This window comes from Asaia sp. VD9, assembly GCF_037150015.1.
Taxonomy (GTDB): domain Bacteria; phylum Pseudomonadota; class Alphaproteobacteria; order Acetobacterales; family Acetobacteraceae; genus Asaia.
This window is the reverse complement of the sequence record NZ_JBBCQM010000011.1, coordinates 103,354-121,817: the sequence shown is the minus strand read 5'-3', so window position 1 is coordinate 121,817 and position 18,464 is coordinate 103,354. Positions and strand designations below refer to the sequence as shown.

Annotated in this window: 21 protein-coding genes and 1 tRNA gene; 9 read left to right on the top strand and 13 right to left on the bottom strand. The window is 60.8% G+C overall.

Going from position 1 to position 18,464, the window contains the following annotated elements:
• The 3 genes from WFJ47_RS13400 to WFJ47_RS13390 form a co-directional block, all read left to right on the top strand.
• On the top strand, nt 1-327 hold a 327-nt coding region (locus WFJ47_RS13400; RefSeq protein ID WP_336763649.1), incomplete at its 5' end, for a hypothetical protein.
• The gene (locus tag WFJ47_RS13395) at nt 324-557 is read left to right on the top strand and encodes a hypothetical protein (protein ID WP_336763647.1); all 234 of its coding nucleotides are present in this window, start codon (nt 324-326) and stop codon (nt 555-557) included. The genes WFJ47_RS13400 and WFJ47_RS13395, both read left to right, overlap by 4 nt.
• Nucleotides 554-760, top strand: coding sequence for a hypothetical protein (locus WFJ47_RS13390; protein WP_336763645.1), 207 nt, complete (start codon nt 554-556; stop codon nt 758-760). The genes WFJ47_RS13395 and WFJ47_RS13390 overlap by 4 nt, the downstream gene beginning before the upstream one ends.
• Nucleotides 761-786: 26 nt before the next feature.
• On the opposite strand, the gene WFJ47_RS13385 is transcribed toward WFJ47_RS13390, so the two are convergent.
• The 4 genes from WFJ47_RS13385 to WFJ47_RS13370 all read right to left on the bottom strand — a co-directional run bounded on the left by WFJ47_RS13385 (nt 787) and on the right by WFJ47_RS13370 (nt 4,801).
• Nucleotides 787-1,101: a hypothetical protein gene (locus WFJ47_RS13385; RefSeq protein WP_336763643.1), complete on the bottom strand. Its 315-nt coding sequence runs from the start codon at nt 1,099-1,101 to the stop codon at nt 787-789.
• Nucleotides 1,102-1,798: 697 nt separating this feature from the next.
• Nucleotides 1,799-1,873, bottom strand: a tRNA-Val gene (locus WFJ47_RS13380).
• A gap of 67 nt (nt 1,874-1,940) precedes the next feature.
• Nucleotides 1,941-3,827, bottom strand: coding sequence for a hypothetical protein (locus WFJ47_RS13375; RefSeq protein ID WP_336763641.1), 1,887 nt, complete (start codon nt 3,825-3,827; stop codon nt 1,941-1,943).
• A gap of 44 nt (nt 3,828-3,871) precedes the next feature.
• Nucleotides 3,872-4,801 carry a mitochondrial fission ELM1 family protein gene (locus WFJ47_RS13370; RefSeq protein ID WP_336763639.1) on the bottom strand — a complete coding sequence of 310 codons (930 nt, stop codon included), beginning with the start codon at nt 4,799-4,801 and terminating at the stop codon, nt 3,872-3,874.
• A gap of 45 nt (nt 4,802-4,846) precedes the next feature.
• Between WFJ47_RS13370 and WFJ47_RS13365 the strand changes: the two genes are divergently transcribed.
• The 3 genes from WFJ47_RS13365 (at nt 4,847) to WFJ47_RS13355 (ending at nt 8,223) form a co-directional block, all read left to right on the top strand.
• Nucleotides 4,847-5,971 (top strand): DEAD/DEAH box helicase, encoded by a 1,125-nt coding sequence (locus WFJ47_RS13365; RefSeq protein ID WP_127101942.1) that lies wholly within the window; start codon nt 4,847-4,849, stop codon nt 5,969-5,971.
• A gap of 72 nt (nt 5,972-6,043) precedes the next feature.
• A complete protein-coding gene (gene argE, locus WFJ47_RS13360) occupies nt 6,044-7,195 on the top strand; it encodes an acetylornithine deacetylase (RefSeq protein ID WP_336763638.1) in 1,152 nt (383 codons plus the stop codon).
• Nucleotides 7,192-8,223 carry a succinylglutamate desuccinylase/aspartoacylase family protein gene (locus WFJ47_RS13355; protein WP_336763636.1) on the top strand — a complete coding sequence of 344 codons (1,032 nt, stop codon included), beginning with the start codon at nt 7,192-7,194 and terminating at the stop codon, nt 8,221-8,223. The genes argE and WFJ47_RS13355 overlap by 4 nt, the downstream gene beginning before the upstream one ends.
• A 145-nt stretch (nt 8,224-8,368) precedes the next feature.
• Here the strand turns inward: WFJ47_RS13355 and glyA are convergent, their stop codons facing one another.
• Entirely contained in the window at nt 8,369-9,676 is a 1,308-nt protein-coding gene (gene glyA / locus WFJ47_RS13350) for a serine hydroxymethyltransferase (protein WP_408868660.1), read from the bottom strand.
• Between the two features lie 123 nt (nt 9,677-9,799).
• On the opposite strand from glyA, the gene WFJ47_RS13345 reads away from it, so the two are divergent.
• The 3 genes from WFJ47_RS13345 to WFJ47_RS13335 are packed head-to-tail and all read left to right on the top strand — an operon-like array spanning nt 9,800 to nt 12,629.
• Nucleotides 9,800-11,257 (top strand): amino acid permease, encoded by a 1,458-nt coding sequence (locus WFJ47_RS13345; RefSeq protein WP_336763634.1) that lies wholly within the window; start codon nt 9,800-9,802, stop codon nt 11,255-11,257.
• 2 nt (nt 11,258-11,259) lie between these two features.
• Nucleotides 11,260-12,258 carry a porphobilinogen synthase gene (hemB, locus tag WFJ47_RS13340; protein ID WP_336763654.1) on the top strand — a complete coding sequence of 333 codons (999 nt, stop codon included), beginning with the start codon at nt 11,260-11,262 and terminating at the stop codon, nt 12,256-12,258.
• The gene (locus tag WFJ47_RS13335) at nt 12,255-12,629 is read left to right on the top strand and encodes a YraN family protein (RefSeq protein WP_336763632.1); all 375 of its coding nucleotides are present in this window, start codon (nt 12,255-12,257) and stop codon (nt 12,627-12,629) included. Before hemB ends, WFJ47_RS13335 begins: the two co-directional genes overlap by 4 nt.
• 356 nt (nt 12,630-12,985) lie before the next feature.
• On the opposite strand, the gene WFJ47_RS13330 is transcribed toward WFJ47_RS13335, so the two are convergent.
• The 8 genes from WFJ47_RS13330 to purC all read right to left on the bottom strand — a co-directional run bounded on the left by WFJ47_RS13330 (nt 12,986) and on the right by purC (nt 18,430).
• On the bottom strand, nt 12,986-13,294 hold the full coding sequence (locus WFJ47_RS13330) for a hypothetical protein (RefSeq protein ID WP_127101947.1): 309 nt from the start codon (nt 13,292-13,294) through the stop codon (nt 12,986-12,988).
• A gap of 167 nt (nt 13,295-13,461) precedes the next feature.
• A complete protein-coding gene (grxD, locus tag WFJ47_RS13325) occupies nt 13,462-13,797 on the bottom strand; it encodes a Grx4 family monothiol glutaredoxin (RefSeq protein ID WP_127101948.1) in 336 nt (111 codons plus the stop codon).
• Nucleotides 13,798-13,901: 104 nt separating this feature from the next.
• Nucleotides 13,902-14,132, bottom strand: coding sequence for a BolA family protein (locus WFJ47_RS13320; protein WP_264815482.1), 231 nt, complete (start codon nt 14,130-14,132; stop codon nt 13,902-13,904).
• A gap of 3 nt (nt 14,133-14,135) precedes the next feature.
• Nucleotides 14,136-16,334, bottom strand: a complete 2,199-nt coding sequence (purL, locus tag WFJ47_RS13315) for a phosphoribosylformylglycinamidine synthase subunit PurL (protein ID WP_336763627.1) — start codon at nt 16,332-16,334, stop codon at nt 14,136-14,138.
• Nucleotides 16,331-17,032: a phosphoribosylformylglycinamidine synthase subunit PurQ gene (gene purQ / locus WFJ47_RS13310; RefSeq protein WP_336763625.1), complete on the bottom strand. Its 702-nt coding sequence runs from the start codon at nt 17,030-17,032 to the stop codon at nt 16,331-16,333. Before purQ ends, purL begins: the two co-directional genes overlap by 4 nt.
• Complete coding sequence (locus WFJ47_RS13305; protein ID WP_336763623.1) at nt 17,029-17,430, bottom strand: Rap1a/Tai family immunity protein; 402 nt, start codon at nt 17,428-17,430, stop codon at nt 17,029-17,031. The genes purQ and WFJ47_RS13305 overlap by 4 nt, the downstream gene beginning before the upstream one ends.
• Nucleotides 17,427-17,669, bottom strand: a complete 243-nt coding sequence (purS, locus tag WFJ47_RS13300; protein WP_127101953.1) for a phosphoribosylformylglycinamidine synthase subunit PurS — start codon at nt 17,667-17,669, stop codon at nt 17,427-17,429. The genes WFJ47_RS13305 and purS overlap by 4 nt, the downstream gene beginning before the upstream one ends.
• On the bottom strand, nt 17,666-18,430 hold the full coding sequence (gene purC, locus WFJ47_RS13295) for a phosphoribosylaminoimidazolesuccinocarboxamide synthase (protein WP_025886165.1): 765 nt from the start codon (nt 18,428-18,430) through the stop codon (nt 17,666-17,668). Before purC ends, purS begins: the two co-directional genes overlap by 4 nt.
• Nucleotides 18,431-18,464 lie beyond the last annotated feature (34 nt).

Sequence of the window (18,464 nt, the reverse complement as noted above, 5' to 3'; positions counted from 1 at the left end):
CCGGGATCAGTCCTCATCATCCAGAAGGAAAAGACCATGACCACCAGCGCGAACACGCTCGTCACCAAGCTCGTCAAGCTGATCACCGATGCGGCTGGCAGTTCCGTCAGCACCGCCACTACGGCCAAGCTGACGGCGGCAGCCGCCATCATCGGCGAGGTTGGCGATCTGATCATCCCGTCGCTCGAGAACTCCAACAAGGATCTGTCGGCCATTCTCGATGCGATCAGCGCGATCGAGGACGATGCCGACAAGCTCGACACCGATATCAAGAGGCTCATTGCCGCCTTCAAGGGCACGAGCAGCGCGGCAGCACAGACCGCGTGACGGCTAACCTCATTGCCGGGGCCGTGGCGTTCATCGTTGCGGCTCTCGGCGCCCTGATCTGGTACGCCAACCGGGCGGGGAAGAATGCGGCGTCTGTCAGCACGTCCGAGGCGGCGAAGACCTCTGCCGATGCGACGACGCTCAAGGCCCAATCCATGGCTCAGGCTCAGGCCGACAAGCCAGCAACGGAAGATGCCGTGTTGCAGCGGCTCGGGGACGGCACTGCATGAGGTGGCTTGCTCTCTGGGCCCTGCTCGGGCTCTCCGCCTGCTCGTCGGTGCAGTACGTGCCCTGCCCTACCCTTGTGAGCTACAGCAAGGCCGATCAGGCAGCGCTTGCCGCTGAGATCAAGGCCAGTCCGAAACCGGAAACGGTGCGCTGGATCGGCGACTATATCGGGCTGCGGGATCAGGTGCGGGCATGTCAGAAGTGATTGGCGTCAGCGTGATCGCGCTGCCGCTATCGTTCGCCGTCTGGTTCGTGATGCAGGGGTAGTTCCTCCGGCTTCCGCCAGGCCACCGAGTAATCCGGCGCCTGATGGGCGGGCGCTCCTGGCCCCCGATGCGGCCACATATTCGACCGGCGCAGATGGGCTGTGATCCTCTGGGCAAGTCCATCGATCTCTAAGCTGCTCATCTTGGCATTTAGCTTCCGATGCCTTCCGCTCTCGTCAAGCTTGAGCGCCATGAGGATCACGAAATGCACATCTTCTTCGGTGGCCGGGGTCAGGTCTGTCATGAGTGAGAACAGAACGAGAACTTGGGCAGGAGTCAATTAAAACCGCCCGCACAAGCAAAGGGCGGCCCGAAAGCCGCCCCTGCCTATCACCACCACGATGATCGCTGCGGGCCGGGCTTGATACCGGCTGTCGCTGACGGGGCCGAGGCATAACCCTTGCTGGCGTCTCGGAGCCTTTCCGATCCTTAACCGTCTGACATGCTTGCTCTGGGCTGGTGAGCCGCATGATCTCGCTTAGGGAGAGCCCTCTCCCGCGTGTCCATCCACGCCGCCGCAGCGCCTGCAGAATCGCACAATCCCACAGTTAAGTACAAGCGGCATTGATTGGATATAATCCGATGATATCTGGCTTCCTCGCTTGGGCTCGAACCAAGATTGGCGGAATCAAAATCCGCTGTCCTACCGGTTAGACGACAAGGAACCAGTGCTGCGGGTGGTGCGATCGAATCACCGTGCAGAAACCCTGATAGGGAGTCCTTCCCCGTGATCCCGCAGCATTGCCGATAACGGCCAAGATGACGGCCCCGACGCAAGATGACGCGCCGTATCAGCCCTCGCAGAATCGCACGATCTGGCGGGTCAGTACAAGAGGAAACGACTCGCAAAAAGTGGCACGGATCTGGCACAGCTTGACACGATACGACTCGGCCCAGAACGTACCCGAATGAACCTAAACGGACGCAGGCCCAGAGTGGTTAATCCTGAAAAAAAGGCGGTTTTCTGCGAGGGAGGATGGTGGGTGCGACAGGGATTGAACCTGTGACCCCTGCCGTGTGAAGGCAGTGCTCTACCGCTGAGCTACGCACCCATCCTGCGGTGCCGCGTCTCTACCAAAGGGCGAGAAACGCGGCAAGATGGAAAACGAAATTTTCTGCTCAGAATCCGAACATGTGGTCGAGCGAGAAGCCGCCCACCTTGTTTCTCTGGCCATGATAGCCGAACAAACGACAGCTCATGTCCCGGATCAGGACATAACCCCCAATGCCCGCCTCAGCCAGTTTCTCGGCGCCAAAGATCTCATGGGGCCAGACCATGTAAGAGCCCGAAGGATTGATGCTTATCCGCCGCCGCTCCAGCTCTACGCCGGAATTGGAATAGAGATGCAGGATCGTCTCTGACGGGGCCGTACCCTCCACGGAAGCTGGGTGGATCAGGCAGGAGAAGCTTTCATGCCCTTCCTGACCGAGCTTCAGAAACAGACGTGTGGTGAGTCCCGGAGGTGGACCGGAGTAGGATTGAGGCTCGGAGCGCCAAGTCATGAGGGTATTGAAAATATGCCCGCCGAAACTGGTTTCCGCAGCGTGGCCATTCTCGCGGTTCTCGTAGCGCATCATGGCGTGGAGCCAGCCATCCCCCTCCCCGCCATCGCGGAAATCATAGACGAGATCGGCGTGTCCCGCCTGATCCGTCAACTCGTGCAGTGCGATGGCCGTCTCATGATTACGCGGCAGATTACCCAGAAACTTTTGGGTCAGAAGTGTTCCTGCCTCATCGAAGATATCAAGCCGCAGAGGCAGGCTCGTGATTTTTTCCGACATCGGATTGGGCTGCACCACGCTCGTGAAAATCGCTGGGTCAAGAATGGGGAACGGCAGCACAAAACCGCGCCCCATGGAATCTGGAAGATTTCGGAGCGAGGGTTCCGGGCTCAGATCGCGACGCTCGACATTGAGATGGGCAATACGGGTGAGTGGGCCCTGAGTGATCTCGTAGCGTGGACGCACGATATGATTGCCTGAGCGTAGTTCGAGCTGTGCCGGCCATACCACATTCTTGACCAGCGCACCGACATCGAGCGCATAGGTGGCGAACGGTCCTACCTCAACTGGTACGGCGAAAGCCTGTTCCTCCCCCATCTGGTTGAGCGTAATGGCTCCAGCGGGAATTGGTGCGGCGTGGCTATTCTGAATCCACAGTATGAGCTTCTCATCCGGGCGCGGCGCTGGCAGCGTGGCAAAACGGGGCGACGGCCAGGCATTGGCATCATGCGTGACCGAGAGGCTCGCTTCACCATTCTTGCCGTAGGTATCGAGCGCGTATTTGACGACGTCATGCCCCCGGGCGCCAAGGACATGGACGAAAAGCTGTCCGCAGAACTCCGGCAGATCGAAACGGGCCCTGATCTCCGCGCTATCCACGACGATACCCGCCGGGCCATTCGGCGCTTCATGCTCCCACTCGGCGAGAATGGCGCCCTGCGCGTCATAGAGGCGCAACCAGTAGCGAACATCGGTGGCATCGTAATTGCACCAGTAATTGGCGGTGACGAGCCGCGTGCTAAACCGCTCATCGTCACGAAAAAAGGCGAAGTTCGTCGCGAAATTGAGCTTGTCGAGATAATGGCGCGGATTGCTCAGCATCATGTCCGGCAATCTGGCCGGTTCGAGCGAAAAGATCTGCTGGTCAGAATGCGTGACGCGGGCGAGGCGCGACAGCATCTTCTCATGTTCGAATGACAAAGCGAGCACGGATCTGGCCGGGCTTTTGTCCAGATCTGTCAGGGCGAGGCGGACACCGCCAAACCCGTCATCCTGCCCGACCTTTTCGCTATCATGCGTATAGACGCCAGCGGTGGGTTTGAAGCCGGGATAAAGAGCGACCAGCGTATAAAGGGTATTGCCGGGATCATACACGGCAAAAGCGCCCTCTGCTGTCAGTATCGTTTCCAGCCTCTCCAGAGCCTCACTCGCCAGCGGGTGGGCAAGAGCCTTGTAGAGGATGTTTCCGCCGCCCTGAGCGTCGAAGGTGATGATATCGAGCATGGTCGTCCTGTACCCGTTTCTTCGTTGCGGCGCCTGCTCTCAAGTCAAACAGCGAAACGCCGACTTACCTCTTCTGCCCCTCTGTCGGTATCGTCAAGCGGCGTTACTGCCCAGGGTGCCCATTCGCCCCGAAACGGCCGTACCCGTCCAGCCTCCGCAAGAGTCTGCACAAAATCCGCTATCCGTCGCGAGCGCCCCGGCAAGCCGATGACCAGCACCGGTGCCTCGGTCGCAGCGGCCTCGGAGATCATCGACACACTATCTGTGGTCACGGCGATCACGTCAGCGCAGGCGAGAAGGCCGTGATAGGGGTTCTCTCCCTGTCCATCCCAGATCCATGCCGGATGAGCGGCGAGTTTCTCGCGCAGCAGAGCCAGAGCCTCAGGGTCGGTGCGCCGGGAGGGCGTCAATGCAATCGACACAGGGGACGTACGCATGATCTGAATCAGATCACCGGCCAACGCCTCAGCTTGCGCCTTGCCAAAGGAGTAGCGGCCATTGGCACCCCCAATCAGTACCGAGAGCAGCGCCTTGTCCGGACTGCGCAGCCGCGCCTGCCAGGCTGCCCGCGCGCCGTCGAGCTTCTGTCGGGTGACCCCGTGAAGCGCGGTACGGATCGAAAGAATATTACGCCCGGCGATGCGATCATGAACATTGGCGATGATCAGGTCGAAATGGCGCGCCGCCATGCGCGGGTTCTGGATCTGCACAAGGGGAAGGCCGCTGCGCTTTCTCACAGCGGCGGCCACTGCCCCCCCGGTACCTCCTACGCTGACCAGAAGTCTCGTATCCGTGGGCAGCTCTATGGGCAGGGTGGCGCGCAACGGGCGGGGACAGAAACGCGTGGGGAGGCGCTTCCAGACCCCTTGCATCTGCACCGGGTGGAAATGCCAGCTCATCCCCACGCGCTCGACCAGACCACTCGCCTGGGCACGCATTCCCGCAAAATCTTCAGCTATGATTGCAACACTCATAACTGAACAATTCCTTCAACGGCGGAACTTTGGCAAGAAGCACCCATGACCGATGTCCCTTCGCCCGAAACCCCTCCCTTCGATCCGCTCATCACTGCCGGCCTCAAGCAGATTGGCATCGAGAAGCCGAACGATGTTCAGAACCGTGTCTGGCCCGAATTGCTGGCTGGGCGCGACGTCCTGCTCATTGCCCAGACAGGCTCGGGCAAGACAGCGGCCTATGCCGCGCCCATTTTCGACCATCTCCTGAGGGAGGGTCAGGAGCGCCAGCCCGCAGCGCCCCGTGTTCTGGTGCTGGCCCCGACACGCGAGCTCGTCACCCAGATCGCAGGCGTCTGCCGCCAGATCGGACGTCGCCTCCCCTTCCGGACGAGACTGCTCTGCGGCGGCCTGCCGAAAGACGCGCAGGTGGAGGCATTGGCCGAGGGGGTGGATATTGCGGTTGCGACGCCAGGACGCCTTATAGATCTACTGATGAGCGGCGCATGCCGCCTTGATGCCACCACCCTTCTGATAGTGGATGAAGTCGATCAGATGCTCGATGAGGATTTCCTCATCGCTATGGACGAGATCATCCCGCATCTTCCAGCAAGACGTCAGGCCATGCTGTGCTCGGCAACCCTGCCTGCACAGGGGCGCGCTCTGGCAAACAAACTGCTCTACAAGCCCGTGACACTCGAATTTGCGGGGCAGACGGTCACGCCGCGTCGCATCAAGCAGCGCGCCATGTTCGTCGAAGCCGAGGAGAAGCTCGCGACCCTGACACGCCTGTGCAGTGAGACCGAGGGGCGTCAGATCGTGTTTCTGCGCACCAGGGCCTCAGTCGATCAGACCGGCAAGCATCTGCGCAAGGCTGGGCTTTCAGTAGCCGTATTGCATGGCGACCTGGCGCAGACGGCGCGTCAGAAAGCAGTCGAGGCGCTGCGCAGCGGGCAAGCCCGTATTTTGCTGACCACAGACGTTGCGGCGCGCGGCCTTGATATCGACGACGTCGCTCTGGTCGTAAATTATGACCTGCCCGAAAAGGCCGAGACTTACGTGCACCGGATCGGCCGCACGGCGCGCGCGGGCAAGCGCGGCGCGGCGCTCGCCTTCTGCACGCGCGATGATCGTCTGCTGCTGCGCGCCATCGAGAAAGAGATCGGCTACCGCATAAGCATCGTTTCCTGACTCACGCGGCCTTGAGGTTTCTCCCATGCGGGGTCTAAACTCCCTGTCATGACCCCGCCCAAGGCCCGTCCCATGGATACCGTTGCGATTCTGGAAAAGCTCGTCTCATTCGATACGACGAGCCGCAACGCGACGGCGCCAATCATCGAGTGGATCGAATCCTGGCTGGACGCCCATGCGGTGCCCCACACACGAAGCCATGGACCAGAAGACGGAAAGTGGAATCTCCATGCGATTCTCGGCCCGGTCGGGCGCGGTGGTCTGGCTCTCTCGGGGCATGTCGATTGCGTGCCGGTGGATGGACAGGACTGGAGCCGAGATCCCTTCACGCTGAGCGAGCAGGACGGCAAACTCTTCGCGCGCGGCTCAGCGGACATGAAGGGCTTTGTCGCGGCGATGCTTGCGGCAGTACCCACCCTCTCAGCCCTGCCCCTGGTCAAGCCGGTGCATCTGTTCTTCACCTTCGATGAGGAAATCACCTGCAATGGGGCGCGCCATCTGATCGAGGATGTATCGGCGCGTGATCTGATGCCGGATCTCTGCATCGTGGGCGAACCTACGCTCATCTCACCGATCATCGCTCATAAAGGGCGCTTCACTATCCGCGTCGATGTACGCGGGCGCCCTGCGCATTCCTCACAGCCTGCTTTGGGAGCCAATGCCCTGCATGCCATGGGCCGGGCGATTGCCGAAATTGCAGAAATGGCGGAAGGGTTCGAGCGCGACGGCCCTCATGTGGCGGGCTTTGAGCCCAGCCACACCACCATGCAAGTTGGCTTGGCCAAAGGAGGCAGCATACTCAATATCGTCCCGGAGCACGCCACTTTCGAGGTGGAGTGGCGTGCCGTGCCCGGGGATGATAACGAAGCGATCCTGGCGCGTCTGCGGCACCGTCTTTCCCCCATCGACGCCGCTCTGCGCGCGTTGAGCCCGGAATGCGGGATTGATTACACGCCTCTGGTCGATCTGCCACCGCTGGATCTTGCTCCGGACGCACCGCTCGTTTCGCTGATGCAGCAGATTACCGGGCGCAATTCTGCCGGATATGTGTCCTATGGGACCGAGGCCGGGATCTATCAGCAGGCAGGACTGCCCACAATCGTCTGCGGTCCCGGTGATATTGCCCAGGCCCACAAACCCGATGAATGGATCGCCCGCGATCAGCTCGATCGCTGCGATGCCATGATCGAACGCCTGGTCCGCCGCGTTTGCGCGGCGTCATGAGTTGCGGCGCCTCCCCGCGCGACCATCATCCCGTGCGCCGCAGGCGTCAGCGGCTCCTGCCCAATCTGACCCTTCCGCGCCGCCTCCCTGATTTCCCTGTACTCATCACACCGCCAGATCTGACTGAGTGGCGGACGGGCAATAATGGTATTCCCGGCGTGATCGAGCGCGATAGCGGACGGGCGGGGCCTGAAATCACGGTCGTCTCACTCATCCATGGCAATGAATTTGCCGGAGCAGCAGCCGCCGATGCGCTGCTACGCGAGGACATACGCCCGTTATGCGGCGTCTTGCGTGTCGTCTTTGCCAATATAGATGCGTTTGACCGATTCACCCCTCAAAATCCTACAGCCTCACGTTTCATCGCGGAGGATCTGAACCGGGTCTGGTCCCACGACCGCCTCTCTCACGCGCCCGGCTCGGTCGAGATGGAGCGCGCCATCGAATTGCTGCCAATCATAGAACGCAGCGATCTGCTGCTTGACTTGCATTCCATGCTCTGGGAGTCAGCGCCTCTCTTCATTTCCCCCCAGACCGCCCGTTCAGTCACGCTGGCAGGACTTCTCTCCTCCCAATCCGACACACCGTTCCTGACCCTCACGGATCTGGGCCATGTCGGTGGCGCCAGGCTGATCGAGCACAACCGCTTCGTGACCCAGACGGGCGGCGCGCGCAGCGTGTTGCTCGAAGCCGGGCAGCATTGGCGCGCGGAGACGGTCGAGATCAGCAAACGCGTCATTCGTCACTTCGTCGATAATGCCGGGTTCCTCCATTTCGGCGCGAAAGACACGGAGAATGCCGCCGCCGCGCACCAGGCCATGGTGACGGATAATGTCGTGGCGCGCAGCGCCAGCTTCGCCTTCACCGAGGCTTTTCAGGGCGGAAGCGTGATCGAGAAGGCAGGCACACTCATCGCGACAGATGGCGACGACGAGATCTGCACACCCTATGATCACTGCGTCCTGATCATGCCCAATCTATGCGTCAGGCGCGGACAGCTTGCGGTGAGGCTCGCCAGACTCATCTGAGTGATCGGGTTCCAGCGACACACCCATCGACCAAAACATATCACCCTGGGGTTCTCCCTACGGGAGGGAGAACCCGGCCCCACCCGACTGAAGAGAGGCAAAGGCTGGAGGTCAAACCTGCGGAACATTGCCCGCAGGGAGGCGGTCAGGCCCTGGGGTAAGCGACGTCATAGATCGGGAAGCGGCGGCACAGCGCCTTCACTTCGTCATGGACGCGCTGTTCGACCGCATCCTGCTCCGACGTGCCATAGGCGCTGAGCACTTCATCGATCATGCGGGCAATGACACGGAATTCCTCCACCCCGAAACCGCGCGATGTGGCGGCCGGGCTGCCCAGACGGATGCCGGACGTGACGAAAGGCTTCTCCGGATCAAAGGGGATGGCGTTCTTGTTGGCCGTGATGCCGGCACGTTCCAGGGCGGCTTCGGCGATCTTCCCCGTCACCTTTTTCGGACGCAGATCAACCAGTACCAGATGGCAATCGGTTCCCCCGGTGACGATGTCGAAACCACGGGCGACGAGCTCCTCAGCCAGAACGCGGGCATTCTCCGCGACAGCCCCCTGATAGGCCTTGAACTTCTCGCCCTGGGCTTCGCCAAAGGCGACAGCCTTGCCCGCGATGACGTGCATCAGCGGACCGCCCTGCAGACCGGGGAACACGGCTGAGTTCACCTTCTTGGCGATTTCGGCATCATTGGTCAGAACGATACCACCGCGCGGCCCGCGCAGGGTCTTGTGCGTGGTGCTGGTCACGATATGGGCGTGAGGGACTGGGCTCGGGAAGAGACCGGCTGCGACCAAGCCTGCGAAATGCGCCATGTCAACCATGAGGTAAGCGCCAACCTCATCGGCGATGCGACGGAAGCGTGCGAAATCGATATGGCGCGGGTAGGCAGAACCACCGGCGACGATGATGGTCGGCTTGTACTCGCGCGCGAGACGCTCCATTTCCTCGTAGTCGAGCGTCCCATCCTCAGCGCGCACACCATATTGCACGGCATTGAACCACTTGCCCGAGTAGTTCGGCGCAGCGCCATGGGTCAGGTGACCACCGGCAGCAAGGCTCATGCCCAGCACGGTATCCCCCGGCTTGCCAAGGGCCATGAAGGCTGCCTGATTGGCATTTGCACCGGAATGGGGTTGCACATTGGCGAATTCGACACCGAACAGCGCTTTGATGCGCTCGATGGCCAGATTCTCGACGCGGTCCACATCCACACAGCCGCCGTAATAGCGCTTGCCGGGAAGGCCTTCGGCATATTTGTTGGTCAGAACCGAGCCCTGGGCCTCGAGGACGGCAAAGGACGTGATGTTTTCAGACGCGATCAGCTCGATCCCGTCCTGCTGGCGCACGAGTTCGGCGTTCAGAATGGCGGCCACCTCAGGGTCGGCTTCATTGAGGCCACGGTGAAAGAAGTCGTGCTGGGCGGACATGTTCTCGCGAGGGCTCATTCTTTTCTCTCCCAGAGGGGGCGCACAGACGCACAAAATGGCGTATCACGAACGGCAATATCCCAGATTTCCCCCCGCCGCCAACCCGTTTAGCGCGGGCGAGACGTTTTAGAGGAAGACTGAATGGCCCAGCCCCTCGCTGCCCTTTGGCGGCGTAAACCGATCGATGTTGCCCCTGACGAACATGCTGAACACGGGCTTCATCGTGTTATCGGGCCGTTTTCCCTGATCGCTCTCGGGGTCGGAACAACCGTGGGCGCGGGACTTTTCTCGCTGACGGGTATCGCGGCAGCCCATAATGCAGGACCTGCCGTCATTCTCGCGTTCATCGTAGCGGCCATCGCCTGCGGCTTTGCGGCATTCTGCTATGCCGAACTGGCCAGCATGATTCCGACAGCCGGTTCGGCCTATTCCTATGCCTACGCAACACTTGGTGAACTGGTCGCCTGGATCATCGGCTGGGATCTTGTGCTCGAATATACCGTGGGTGCTGCGGCGGTAGCCTCGAGTTGGTCGAGTTATCTGGCTTCCATACTGGGCCAGTGGAACCTCCACCCCGATCCGCGCTGGATGGCCTCGCCGATGACCATGGTCACCCTGCCCGATGGCAGCTCGGCCCATGGATGGATCAATCTTCCTGCCATGGCGGCGCTGGTGGTCATCGTGCTTTTGCTGCTGCGCGGTATTACGGAATCGACGCGTATCAATGCGGTGGTGGTCGTGCTCAAGCTCGCAGTGGTTGGCGCGTTCATCGTCTTCTGCACACCCTATATCCAGAGCGCCCATTACACCCCGTTCATCCCGCCCAATACCGGCGAGTTCGGACATTTCGGCGTCTCCGGCATCATGCGCGCAGCAGGCATGATCTTTTTCGCCTATCTCGGCTTCGACATCATCGCCACGACGGCGCAGGAAGCCCGCAATCCGGGTCGCACAATGCCGGTGGGCATTCTGGGCAGTCTCGCCATCTGCACGATCATCTACATCGCCTTCGCTCTGGTTCTGACCGGCGTGGTCGATTATCGCCAGATGGAAAATGACGGCAGTCCGGTCGCAACCGCCATTGACGTAACCCATCTCTTCTGGCTTCAGGGCGCGCTGAAATTCAGCATCCTGTTCGGCTATATTTCCGTACTGATGGGGCTTCTCATGGGACAGGTGCGCGTATTCTACGCCATGTCCCATGATGGGCTTCTTCCCGCCATTTTTGGCAGACTCAGCCCGCGTACCCGTGCGCCTGCTGTCTCTCACCTCATCTTCTTGGTGGTGACATGTTTGCTTGCGGGGCTCGTTCCGATTTCCGTGCTCGGCAACATGACGTCAATCGGAACGCTCCTTGCCTTCGTACTGGTCTGTGTGGGCGTGCTCATCCTGCGTGTGCGCGAACCGGAGCGGCCGCGCATCTTCAAGGCGCCAGGCGGGCTGTTGATGCCGATCTGCGGAATCCTGAGCTGCGCAGCCGTCATGCTGTCCCTTGACGGACTGACCTGGCTGCGGCTGGTTCTCTGGCTGGGCGCGGGGCTGTTCGTCTACGCCGCCTATGGGATCAAGAAGAGCAAACTCACCTCGAAGGAGATGTGATGATGATCACCGGGGCTTTCCCAACCACGAGGCCGCGTCGCAACCGTTTTGACGGCTTCACGCGTCGCCTGGTGGCCGAGACCACGCTGACCACCGACAACCTGATCTGGCCAATCTTCGTCTGCGACGGCCAGAACCAGCGCAGTGAGGTGGCTTCCATGCCCGGCGTCGCGCGCGTCAGCGTCGATCTGCTCGAGGCGCATCTGAGCGAAGCTGTGGGATTGGGCATTCCCGCGATTGCCCTTTTCCCGATCACCCCCACCGATATTCGCGATGCCACAGGTCGCGAGGCCACAAATCCGGACAATCTGATGTGTCGGGCGGCACGGGAGATCAAACGTCTCTTCCCCGACCTTGGTCTGGTAGGAGACGTCGCCCTAGACCCCTACACCGATCACGGCCATGACGGACTCATCGAGAACGGGTACGTGGTCAATGATGCGTCGGTGGAAATACTGGCGTTGCAGGCGCTCAACCAGGCCGCCGCCGGGATCGACATTATAGCCCCGTCAGACATGATGGACGGACGTATCGGGGCGATCCGTAAGGCGCTGGACAAGGCTGGCCATGAACATGTGCGCATCATGTCCTACGCGGCGAAATATGCCTCTGCTTTTTATGGGCCGTTCAGGGATGCGCTCGGCTCCGGAGGGCTCCTGAAAGGCGACAAGAAGACCTATCAGATGGACCCGGCCAATAGCGACGAAGCCCTACGTGAGGTTGCGCAGGACCTGCAGGAAGGCGCTGACATGGTGATGGTCAAGCCGGGGATGCCCTATCTCGATATCATCAGGCGCGTCCGTGACAATTTCGCGGTGCCGACATTCGCTTACCAGGTCTCAGGCGAATACGCGATGATGATGGCGGCCATCCAGAATGGCTGGCTCGACCGCGACCGTGCCATTCTAGAGAGCCTGCTGGCGTTCCGACGGGCCGGATGCAACGGGATCCTCACCTATTTCGCTGTGGAAGCCGCACGGCTTTTGAACTCAAAGCTGTGACGTCTACCCGCCATATGCGCGGAAGTGCCGCTCATGCGGCGGGTAAGGAAGCGGAAAGTCATGCTTGTGCGCTCATCGCGCAGCATGGCTTCAGCATTATGGCCAGGCGCTGCCGGACGCCCCTTGGGGAGATCGACGTGGTGGCCGCCTCTCCCACCACGCTGATCTTTGTCGAGGTCAAGCAACGCAGATCCCTTACGGAAGCTGCTTTCGCACTGGCCCCTGCGCAACAGCGTCGGGTTCTCCAGGCTGCTGATTACCTGATCCAGACCCGACCTGAATGGCACAGAGAGGCTGTGCGGATCGATCTGATCATGCGTGACGAGTGGGGAAAACTGGAATGGCGCGAGGACATCCTGCGCGCGTTCTAAGGAAAGCTGGGAACGCACCATTCCACCGGAAATCTAAACGCGAGGCGTGGTATTGTCCCTGCTCTGACCGGACGGCTAGGTTCATCGGCTGAGGCCACAGACCATGGGGCCACGCACCGGGCGTTTTCGACGCATTGATCGTTGCAAAACGGGGAAGAGTGCTCGATCGTGACTGGGTAGGAACGTCACGAGATGTCCGCTCACTCAGATATCGGCACCTTCTACCCCGCGAGGCTCCGCTCTTTGGGGGCAACGCCTCACACCAGCTTCAAAGCACGCGTGCGCGACTTGAACGGGTATGGAGACGTCAGGCGCTGCGGGAAGCGTCTCCAACCGTCATATCAGGGAGAGGGAGATCAGCCGTGGCGGCGGGCGTGATGGCCCTTGGCACTCGCCGGAGCCTTGGCATGATAGACGACCGTGTGAACCAGGGCACTGCGCGACTGACCGACGCTGCGATGAGAGGCGACCTGATGAACGGTTGCACCATGATGAGAATGGGAAACGGCGGGGCGGTGATAAACCGGGGTGGCGGTCAGGGCATCGAGCGTCAGCTTCGAAGCTTCCCAGTCGGTGATCTCTCTTGCACTTGCACCGTGCGAAGCAAAGGCGGCTCCTGCGGCGATGACTGAAGTGGCAAGCTTGAGAACCGAAAGACGCCGCATTTTTACTTCCCTTTGAATGACCTGGGGACAGGTTATGCGGGAGAAATAAGGAGCAACAAGGGGCGTTTGGAGATAATTTTCACTCCACCGGAGCGCGTTGCAATTCTGCCACAGTTTGGGCCAAAACCATGGCAGAACGCAGAATTTATGGCCTAATCAAGGCAAGATCACGCCACCTTCTTGGCGATGTTCTTCTCTTCGAAAAGAGACTCCAGTTCGCCGCTCTGGAACATGTCCGTCACGATGTCACAGCCACCGATGAACTCGCCCTTGACATAGAGTTGGGGAACCGTCGGCCACTGCGAGAAATCCTTGATGCCCTGACGCATTTCGGCGCTGGCCAGAACATTGGCAGTCTCAAAATCCACGCCCATATGGCCGAGGATCTGCACAACACGTGCCGAGAATCCGCATTGCGGGAACAGCTTGTCACCCTTCATGAAAAGCATGACGGGGTTGGAATCGATCAGCTGCTGGATATGCTGGAAAACGGCTTCAGCCATGGGGTCTCTCCTGTGCGCAAAACGCGCTGGGTCTATCGTCTCGAGATTATAGACCCAACCGGTCTCTATTGTCAGGGGGTTAATATTCGGGCGTAATCAGCGCCTCAGGGTGTCTGGGTCTTCAGGGCCAGCGCATGCAGCTCCGTGCCCATACGCCCTCCAAAGGCGTCATAAACCAGCTTGTGCTGGCGCACTCGTGGCAGCCCCGCAAAAGCGGAGCTGGTCACGGTGGCAGCATAATGATCCCCGTCCCCGGCGAGATCGTGGATCTCGATCTTGGCGTCAGGCAGGGCAGCCTTGATCGTACGCTCGATTTCCTCGGCACTCATTGGCATGGGTCAGCGCTCCATCAGCTTGGGGAAGAACTCGGCATTGACCTTGCGCATACGCTCGGCCGAGAGCGACATACCATCGGTCAGAACCAGAGCATCACCCCCTGTACGACCCAGATGGCGCACAGGAACATGGGCCTTCTCCGCTGCATCGATCAGGGTCGCAGCGTGCTTGGTGGCAATCACGTAACAGGCCTGGTCCTCACCGAAGTAGAAGGCGTGCAGGCTTGTGCCATAATGCGGCTTGTCAAGATGGCACCCAACGCCACTGGCCATGACCATCTCGGCGACCGCGACCAGCAAACCCCCATCGGCGATGTCGTGACACGCCTCGACGCGCCCTTCCCCGATCATCTTGCGCACGAAGTCGCCGTTACGGCGCTCGGCGTTAAGATCGATGACCGGCGGGGCGCCATCCTCGCGGTGGCAGATCTCGCGCAACCAGAGCGACTGACCGAGTTCGCCGCGGATTTCACCGATCAGCACAAGCTCGCAGTGCTCGGGCATGCCAAGACCGATGGCCTTGCTCACATCGTCGATCACACCGATCGCGCCGATGGCGGGGGTCGGCAGGATCGGCTGCGACAGACCGCTCGGATGGCTCGTCTGGTTGTAGAGCGAGACATTGCCGCTCACGACCGGGAAGTCGAGCGCACGGCAGGCTTCGCCCATGCCCTTGATGGCATCGGCAAACTGACCCATGATTTCTGGCTTCTCGGGATTACCGAAATTCAGGTTATCCGTCACGGCCAGAGGCAGGGCGCCTGTTGCTGTGATATTGCGCCATGCTTCCGCGACCGCCTGAGCGCCACCTGCATGAGGATCGGCCTGACAATAGCGCGGGGTACAATCCGTGGTCATGGCAAGACCGCGCTTCGTGCCCTCAACGCGCACGATGGCGGCGTCAGCTGCGCCAGGCCGGCGTGCGGTCTGGCCGCCCACACCGCTGTCGTACTGGTTCCAGACCCAGGCGCGCGAGGCGAGATCCGGGCAGGCCAGCAGGGTCAGCAGGGCATGTTCGACACCCGCGGGATCGGCCACCGTACCCAGACGACCCGGCTTTTCTGCATGGGTCATCGGGCGGTGATAGAGAGGAGCCTCGTCAGCGAGCGGCGCCAGCGGGATATCGGCTTCGGTCTTGCCGAGATGCTTGACCGTGATATGCGCCGTGTCGGTCAGCACGCCCACGATCGCGAAATCGAGGTCCCACTTCTCGAAAATGGCACGGGCCACGTCGGTGCGTTCGGGCTTGAGCACCATGAGCATACGCTCCTGGCTCTCGGACAGCATCATCTCATAGGCCGTCATGCCGGTTTCGCGCTGCGGCACTTTGTCCAGGTCGAGCTCGATACCCACCCCGCCCTTGCCTGCCATTTCTACGGCAGAGGACGTCAGACCAGCCGCTCCCATGTCCTGGATGGCCACAATCGCGTCGGTCGCCATCAGTTCGAGGCATGCCTCGATCAGCAGCTTTTCGGTGAACGGGTCGCCCACCTGCACCGTCGGGCGCTTCGAGGCCGCATGTTCATCGAATTCCGCAGACGACATGGTGGCACCATGGATGCCGTCACGCCCGGTCTTGGAGCCGACATAGACCACCGGATTGCCGATCCCGGCAGCGGCCGAGAGGAAAATGCGATCCTGACGGGCGATACCCACCGTCATGGCGTTGACGAGCGGGTTCCCGTTATAGGCGGGATGGAAGTTGATCTCACCACCGACCGTGGGCACGCCCACGCAGTTGCCATAGCCCCCGATCCCGCGCACGACGCCATCGATCACACGCTGCGTCACCGGAAGAGACGGATCGCCGAAGCGCAGCGCGTTCAGATTGGCGACGGGGCGCGCACCCATGGTGAAGACATCGCGAAGGATGCCCCCCACACCTGTCGCCGCACCCTGATAGGGCTCGATGAAGGACGGATGATTATGGCTTTCCATCTTGAAGACGGCGGCGAGCCCGTCGCCGATATCGACCACACCGGCATTTTCGCCCGGGCCATGGATCACCCAGGGAGCCGTTGTCGGCAGGGTCTTGAGATGCACGCGTGAGGATTTATACGAGCAATGCTCGGACCACATGACCGAGAAGATGCCGAGTTCTGTCAGGCTCGGCACGCGGCCCATGATGTCGAGAACCTTCTGGTATTCCTCAGCGGAGAGACCGAAGCGGGCGGCGAGTTCAGCGTTGACGATCATGCTCATGCGACGAGACTCTTCACCAGACCCGAGAACAGCGGCACGCCATCTGTCGCGCCAAGATCGGGATCGACCAGGTTTTCAGGATGGGGCATCAGACCGCAGACGCGCTTATTGGCGCTCAGGATGCCTGCGATCGAGCGCTGGCTGCCATTGGGATTGCTCACGCGATTGGCGGCATCAAGCGTACCTTGGGCACAGACATAGCGGAAGGCCACGCGGTCCTCGCCTTCGAGGCGGTCGAGTTCGGCTTCGGAAGCCGTATAGTTGCCATCGCCATGAGCGAGAGGCGCACGGAACACATCGCCCTTCGCCCAGTCGCGCGTGAAGGCCGTGTCCTGCGTCTCGACACGCAGGAACCCGTCCTGCGAGAGAAAGCGCATCCCGGCGTTGCGCAACAGCGCACCGGGGAGGAGCTGCGCCTCGGTCAGGATCTGGAACCCGTTGCACACGCCCAGCACATATCCGCCCCTTTCGGCGAAGGCACGAACCTCGCGCAGGATGGGCGAGTGCGCGCCCATGGCGCCCGAACGCAGATAATCGCCGAAGCTGAAGCCACCCGGCAGGACGATCAGATCCAGGTCAGGCAGGCTGGTGTCACGATGCCAGAGCATGGTGGGCGCCTTGCCGCTCACGAGGCGAAGCGCCTGCTCCATGTCGCGCTCACGGTTCGTGCCGGGGAAAACGACGATACCGGCCTTCATGGCTTTCCTCCCTGGCCCGAACACGGGTAGGCCTCGTGCAGCGCAGCAAACACGGATTTGCCAACCGGATATTTCAGCACATCCTGATGGCTCTTCAGCCAGGACAGGACCTTGCCACGCATGGCGTCGGTCGTTTCCGCATCCGGCACGCAGAAACCGACAACAGTCGCGCTATCGCCAGCGCTTTTAGCGTTAAGGGCAGACAGCGCTCCTGAATCAGCCATGCCGGCGATATAGGCATCGCACACAGCCTTGCCCTGCGGCTTGGAACAGATGGCGCCGAAGCGACCCGCCTGCATGGAAGAAAGGCGATGCTCATCGGCCTGAGCCGTACCGGCCAGACCGCCCGCGGGCAGCGCAAGAGCGACCACCGCCAGAAGAGCCAGCTTGCGGGTCATCCAACGACCTCTACGGCAAAATCCTCGATCACGAGATTGGCGAGCAATTCGCGCGCCATGGCCTCACCCTGGGCGAGAGCCTTTTCGCGGTCATCAGTCGCGATCTCGAGCTCCATGGTCTTGCCCACGCGCACTTCACCGACATTGGCAAAGCCCAGCACCTCGAGGGCATGACCGATAGCCTTGCCCTGGGGATCGAGCACGCCTTCCTTCAGCATGACATTGACGCGAATTTTCATTGCATGACCTCCGGTCCTTTGAGATCGCCATTGCCTGCCTCAGGCAGAATTCCAAGGCGACGAGCGACTTCCTGATACGCTTCCTCGACACGCCCCATATCCCGGCGGAAACGATCCTTGTCGAGCTTCTCGCTCGTCTTGGTATCCCACAGGCGGCAATTATCGGGAGAGATTTCATCGGCGAGAACGATACGCATCTCGTCATTTTCCCACAGGCGACCGAATTCCAGCTTGAAATCAACCAGCTGGATGCCGATCCCCTGGAACATGCCGGTGAGAAAATCATTGGTGCGCAAAGCGTAGGCATTGATCTCATCGAGATCCTGGGCATTGGCCCAGCCGAATGCCGTGACATGCTCTTCCGACACCATGGGGTCGTTCAGCGCATCGTTCTTGTAGTAGTATTCGAGAATGGAGCGGGGCAGACGCGTCCCTTCCGCAAGGCCGAGACGCTTGGCGATCGAGCCCGCAGCGACATTGCGGACCACCACCTCGAGAGGGATGATCTCGACTTCGCGGATCAGCTGCTCACGCATGTTGAGGCGGCGGACGAAATGTGTCGGAATGCCGATTTCATGCAGGCGGAGCATCAAATGCTCGCTGATACGATTGTTCAGCACGCCCTTGCCGGTGATGATGCCCTTCTTCACGCCGTTCCCGGCGGAGGCGTCATCCTTGAAATACTGCACGAGTGTACCGGGCTCGGGCCCCTCGAACAGGATCTTGGCTTTTCCTTCATAGAGCTGACGACGGCGTGCCATGACGATCTTTCAAAAACGGTGAACGGCGTTGTCC

Bases quoted from the DNA above. Each gene is read 5' to 3' on its own strand.
- WFJ47_RS13390 (WP_336763645.1), top strand. From the start codon at position 554: ATGAGGTGGCTTGCTCTCTGGGCCCTGCTCGGGCTCTCCGCCTGCTCG.
- WFJ47_RS13375 (WP_336763641.1), bottom strand. From the start codon at position 3,827: ATGCTCGATATCATCACCTTCGACGCTCAGGGCGGCGGAAACATCCTC.
- WFJ47_RS13370 (WP_336763639.1), bottom strand. From the start codon at position 4,801: ATGAGTGTTGCAATCATAGCTGAAGATTTTGCGGGAATGCGTGCCCAG.
- WFJ47_RS13365 (WP_127101942.1), top strand. From the start codon at position 4,847: ATGACCGATGTCCCTTCGCCCGAAACCCCTCCCTTCGATCCGCTCATC.
- argE (WP_336763638.1), top strand. From the start codon at position 6,044: ATGGATACCGTTGCGATTCTGGAAAAGCTCGTCTCATTCGATACGACG.
- WFJ47_RS13355 (WP_336763636.1), top strand. From the start codon at position 7,192: ATGAGTTGCGGCGCCTCCCCGCGCGACCATCATCCCGTGCGCCGCAGG.
- glyA (WP_408868660.1), bottom strand. From the start codon at position 9,676: ATGAGCCCTCGCGAGAACATGTCCGCCCAGCACGACTTCTTTCACCGT.
- WFJ47_RS13345 (WP_336763634.1), top strand. From the start codon at position 9,800: ATGGCCCAGCCCCTCGCTGCCCTTTGGCGGCGTAAACCGATCGATGTT.
- hemB (WP_336763654.1), top strand. From the start codon at position 11,260: ATGATCACCGGGGCTTTCCCAACCACGAGGCCGCGTCGCAACCGTTTT.
- WFJ47_RS13330 (WP_127101947.1), bottom strand. From the start codon at position 13,294: ATGCGGCGTCTTTCGGTTCTCAAGCTTGCCACTTCAGTCATCGCCGCA.
- grxD (WP_127101948.1), bottom strand. From the start codon at position 13,797: ATGGCTGAAGCCGTTTTCCAGCATATCCAGCAGCTGATCGATTCCAAC.
- WFJ47_RS13320 (WP_264815482.1), bottom strand. From the start codon at position 14,132: ATGCCAATGAGTGCCGAGGAAATCGAGCGTACGATCAAGGCTGCCCTG.
- purL (WP_336763627.1), bottom strand. From the start codon at position 16,334: ATGAGCATGATCGTCAACGCTGAACTCGCCGCCCGCTTCGGTCTCTCC.
- purQ (WP_336763625.1), bottom strand. From the start codon at position 17,032: ATGAAGGCCGGTATCGTCGTTTTCCCCGGCACGAACCGTGAGCGCGAC.
- WFJ47_RS13305 (WP_336763623.1), bottom strand. From the start codon at position 17,430: ATGACCCGCAAGCTGGCTCTTCTGGCGGTGGTCGCTCTTGCGCTGCCC.
- purS (WP_127101953.1), bottom strand. From the start codon at position 17,669: ATGAAAATTCGCGTCAATGTCATGCTGAAGGAAGGCGTGCTCGATCCC.
- purC (WP_025886165.1), bottom strand. From the start codon at position 18,430: ATGGCACGCCGTCGTCAGCTCTATGAAGGAAAAGCCAAGATCCTGTTC.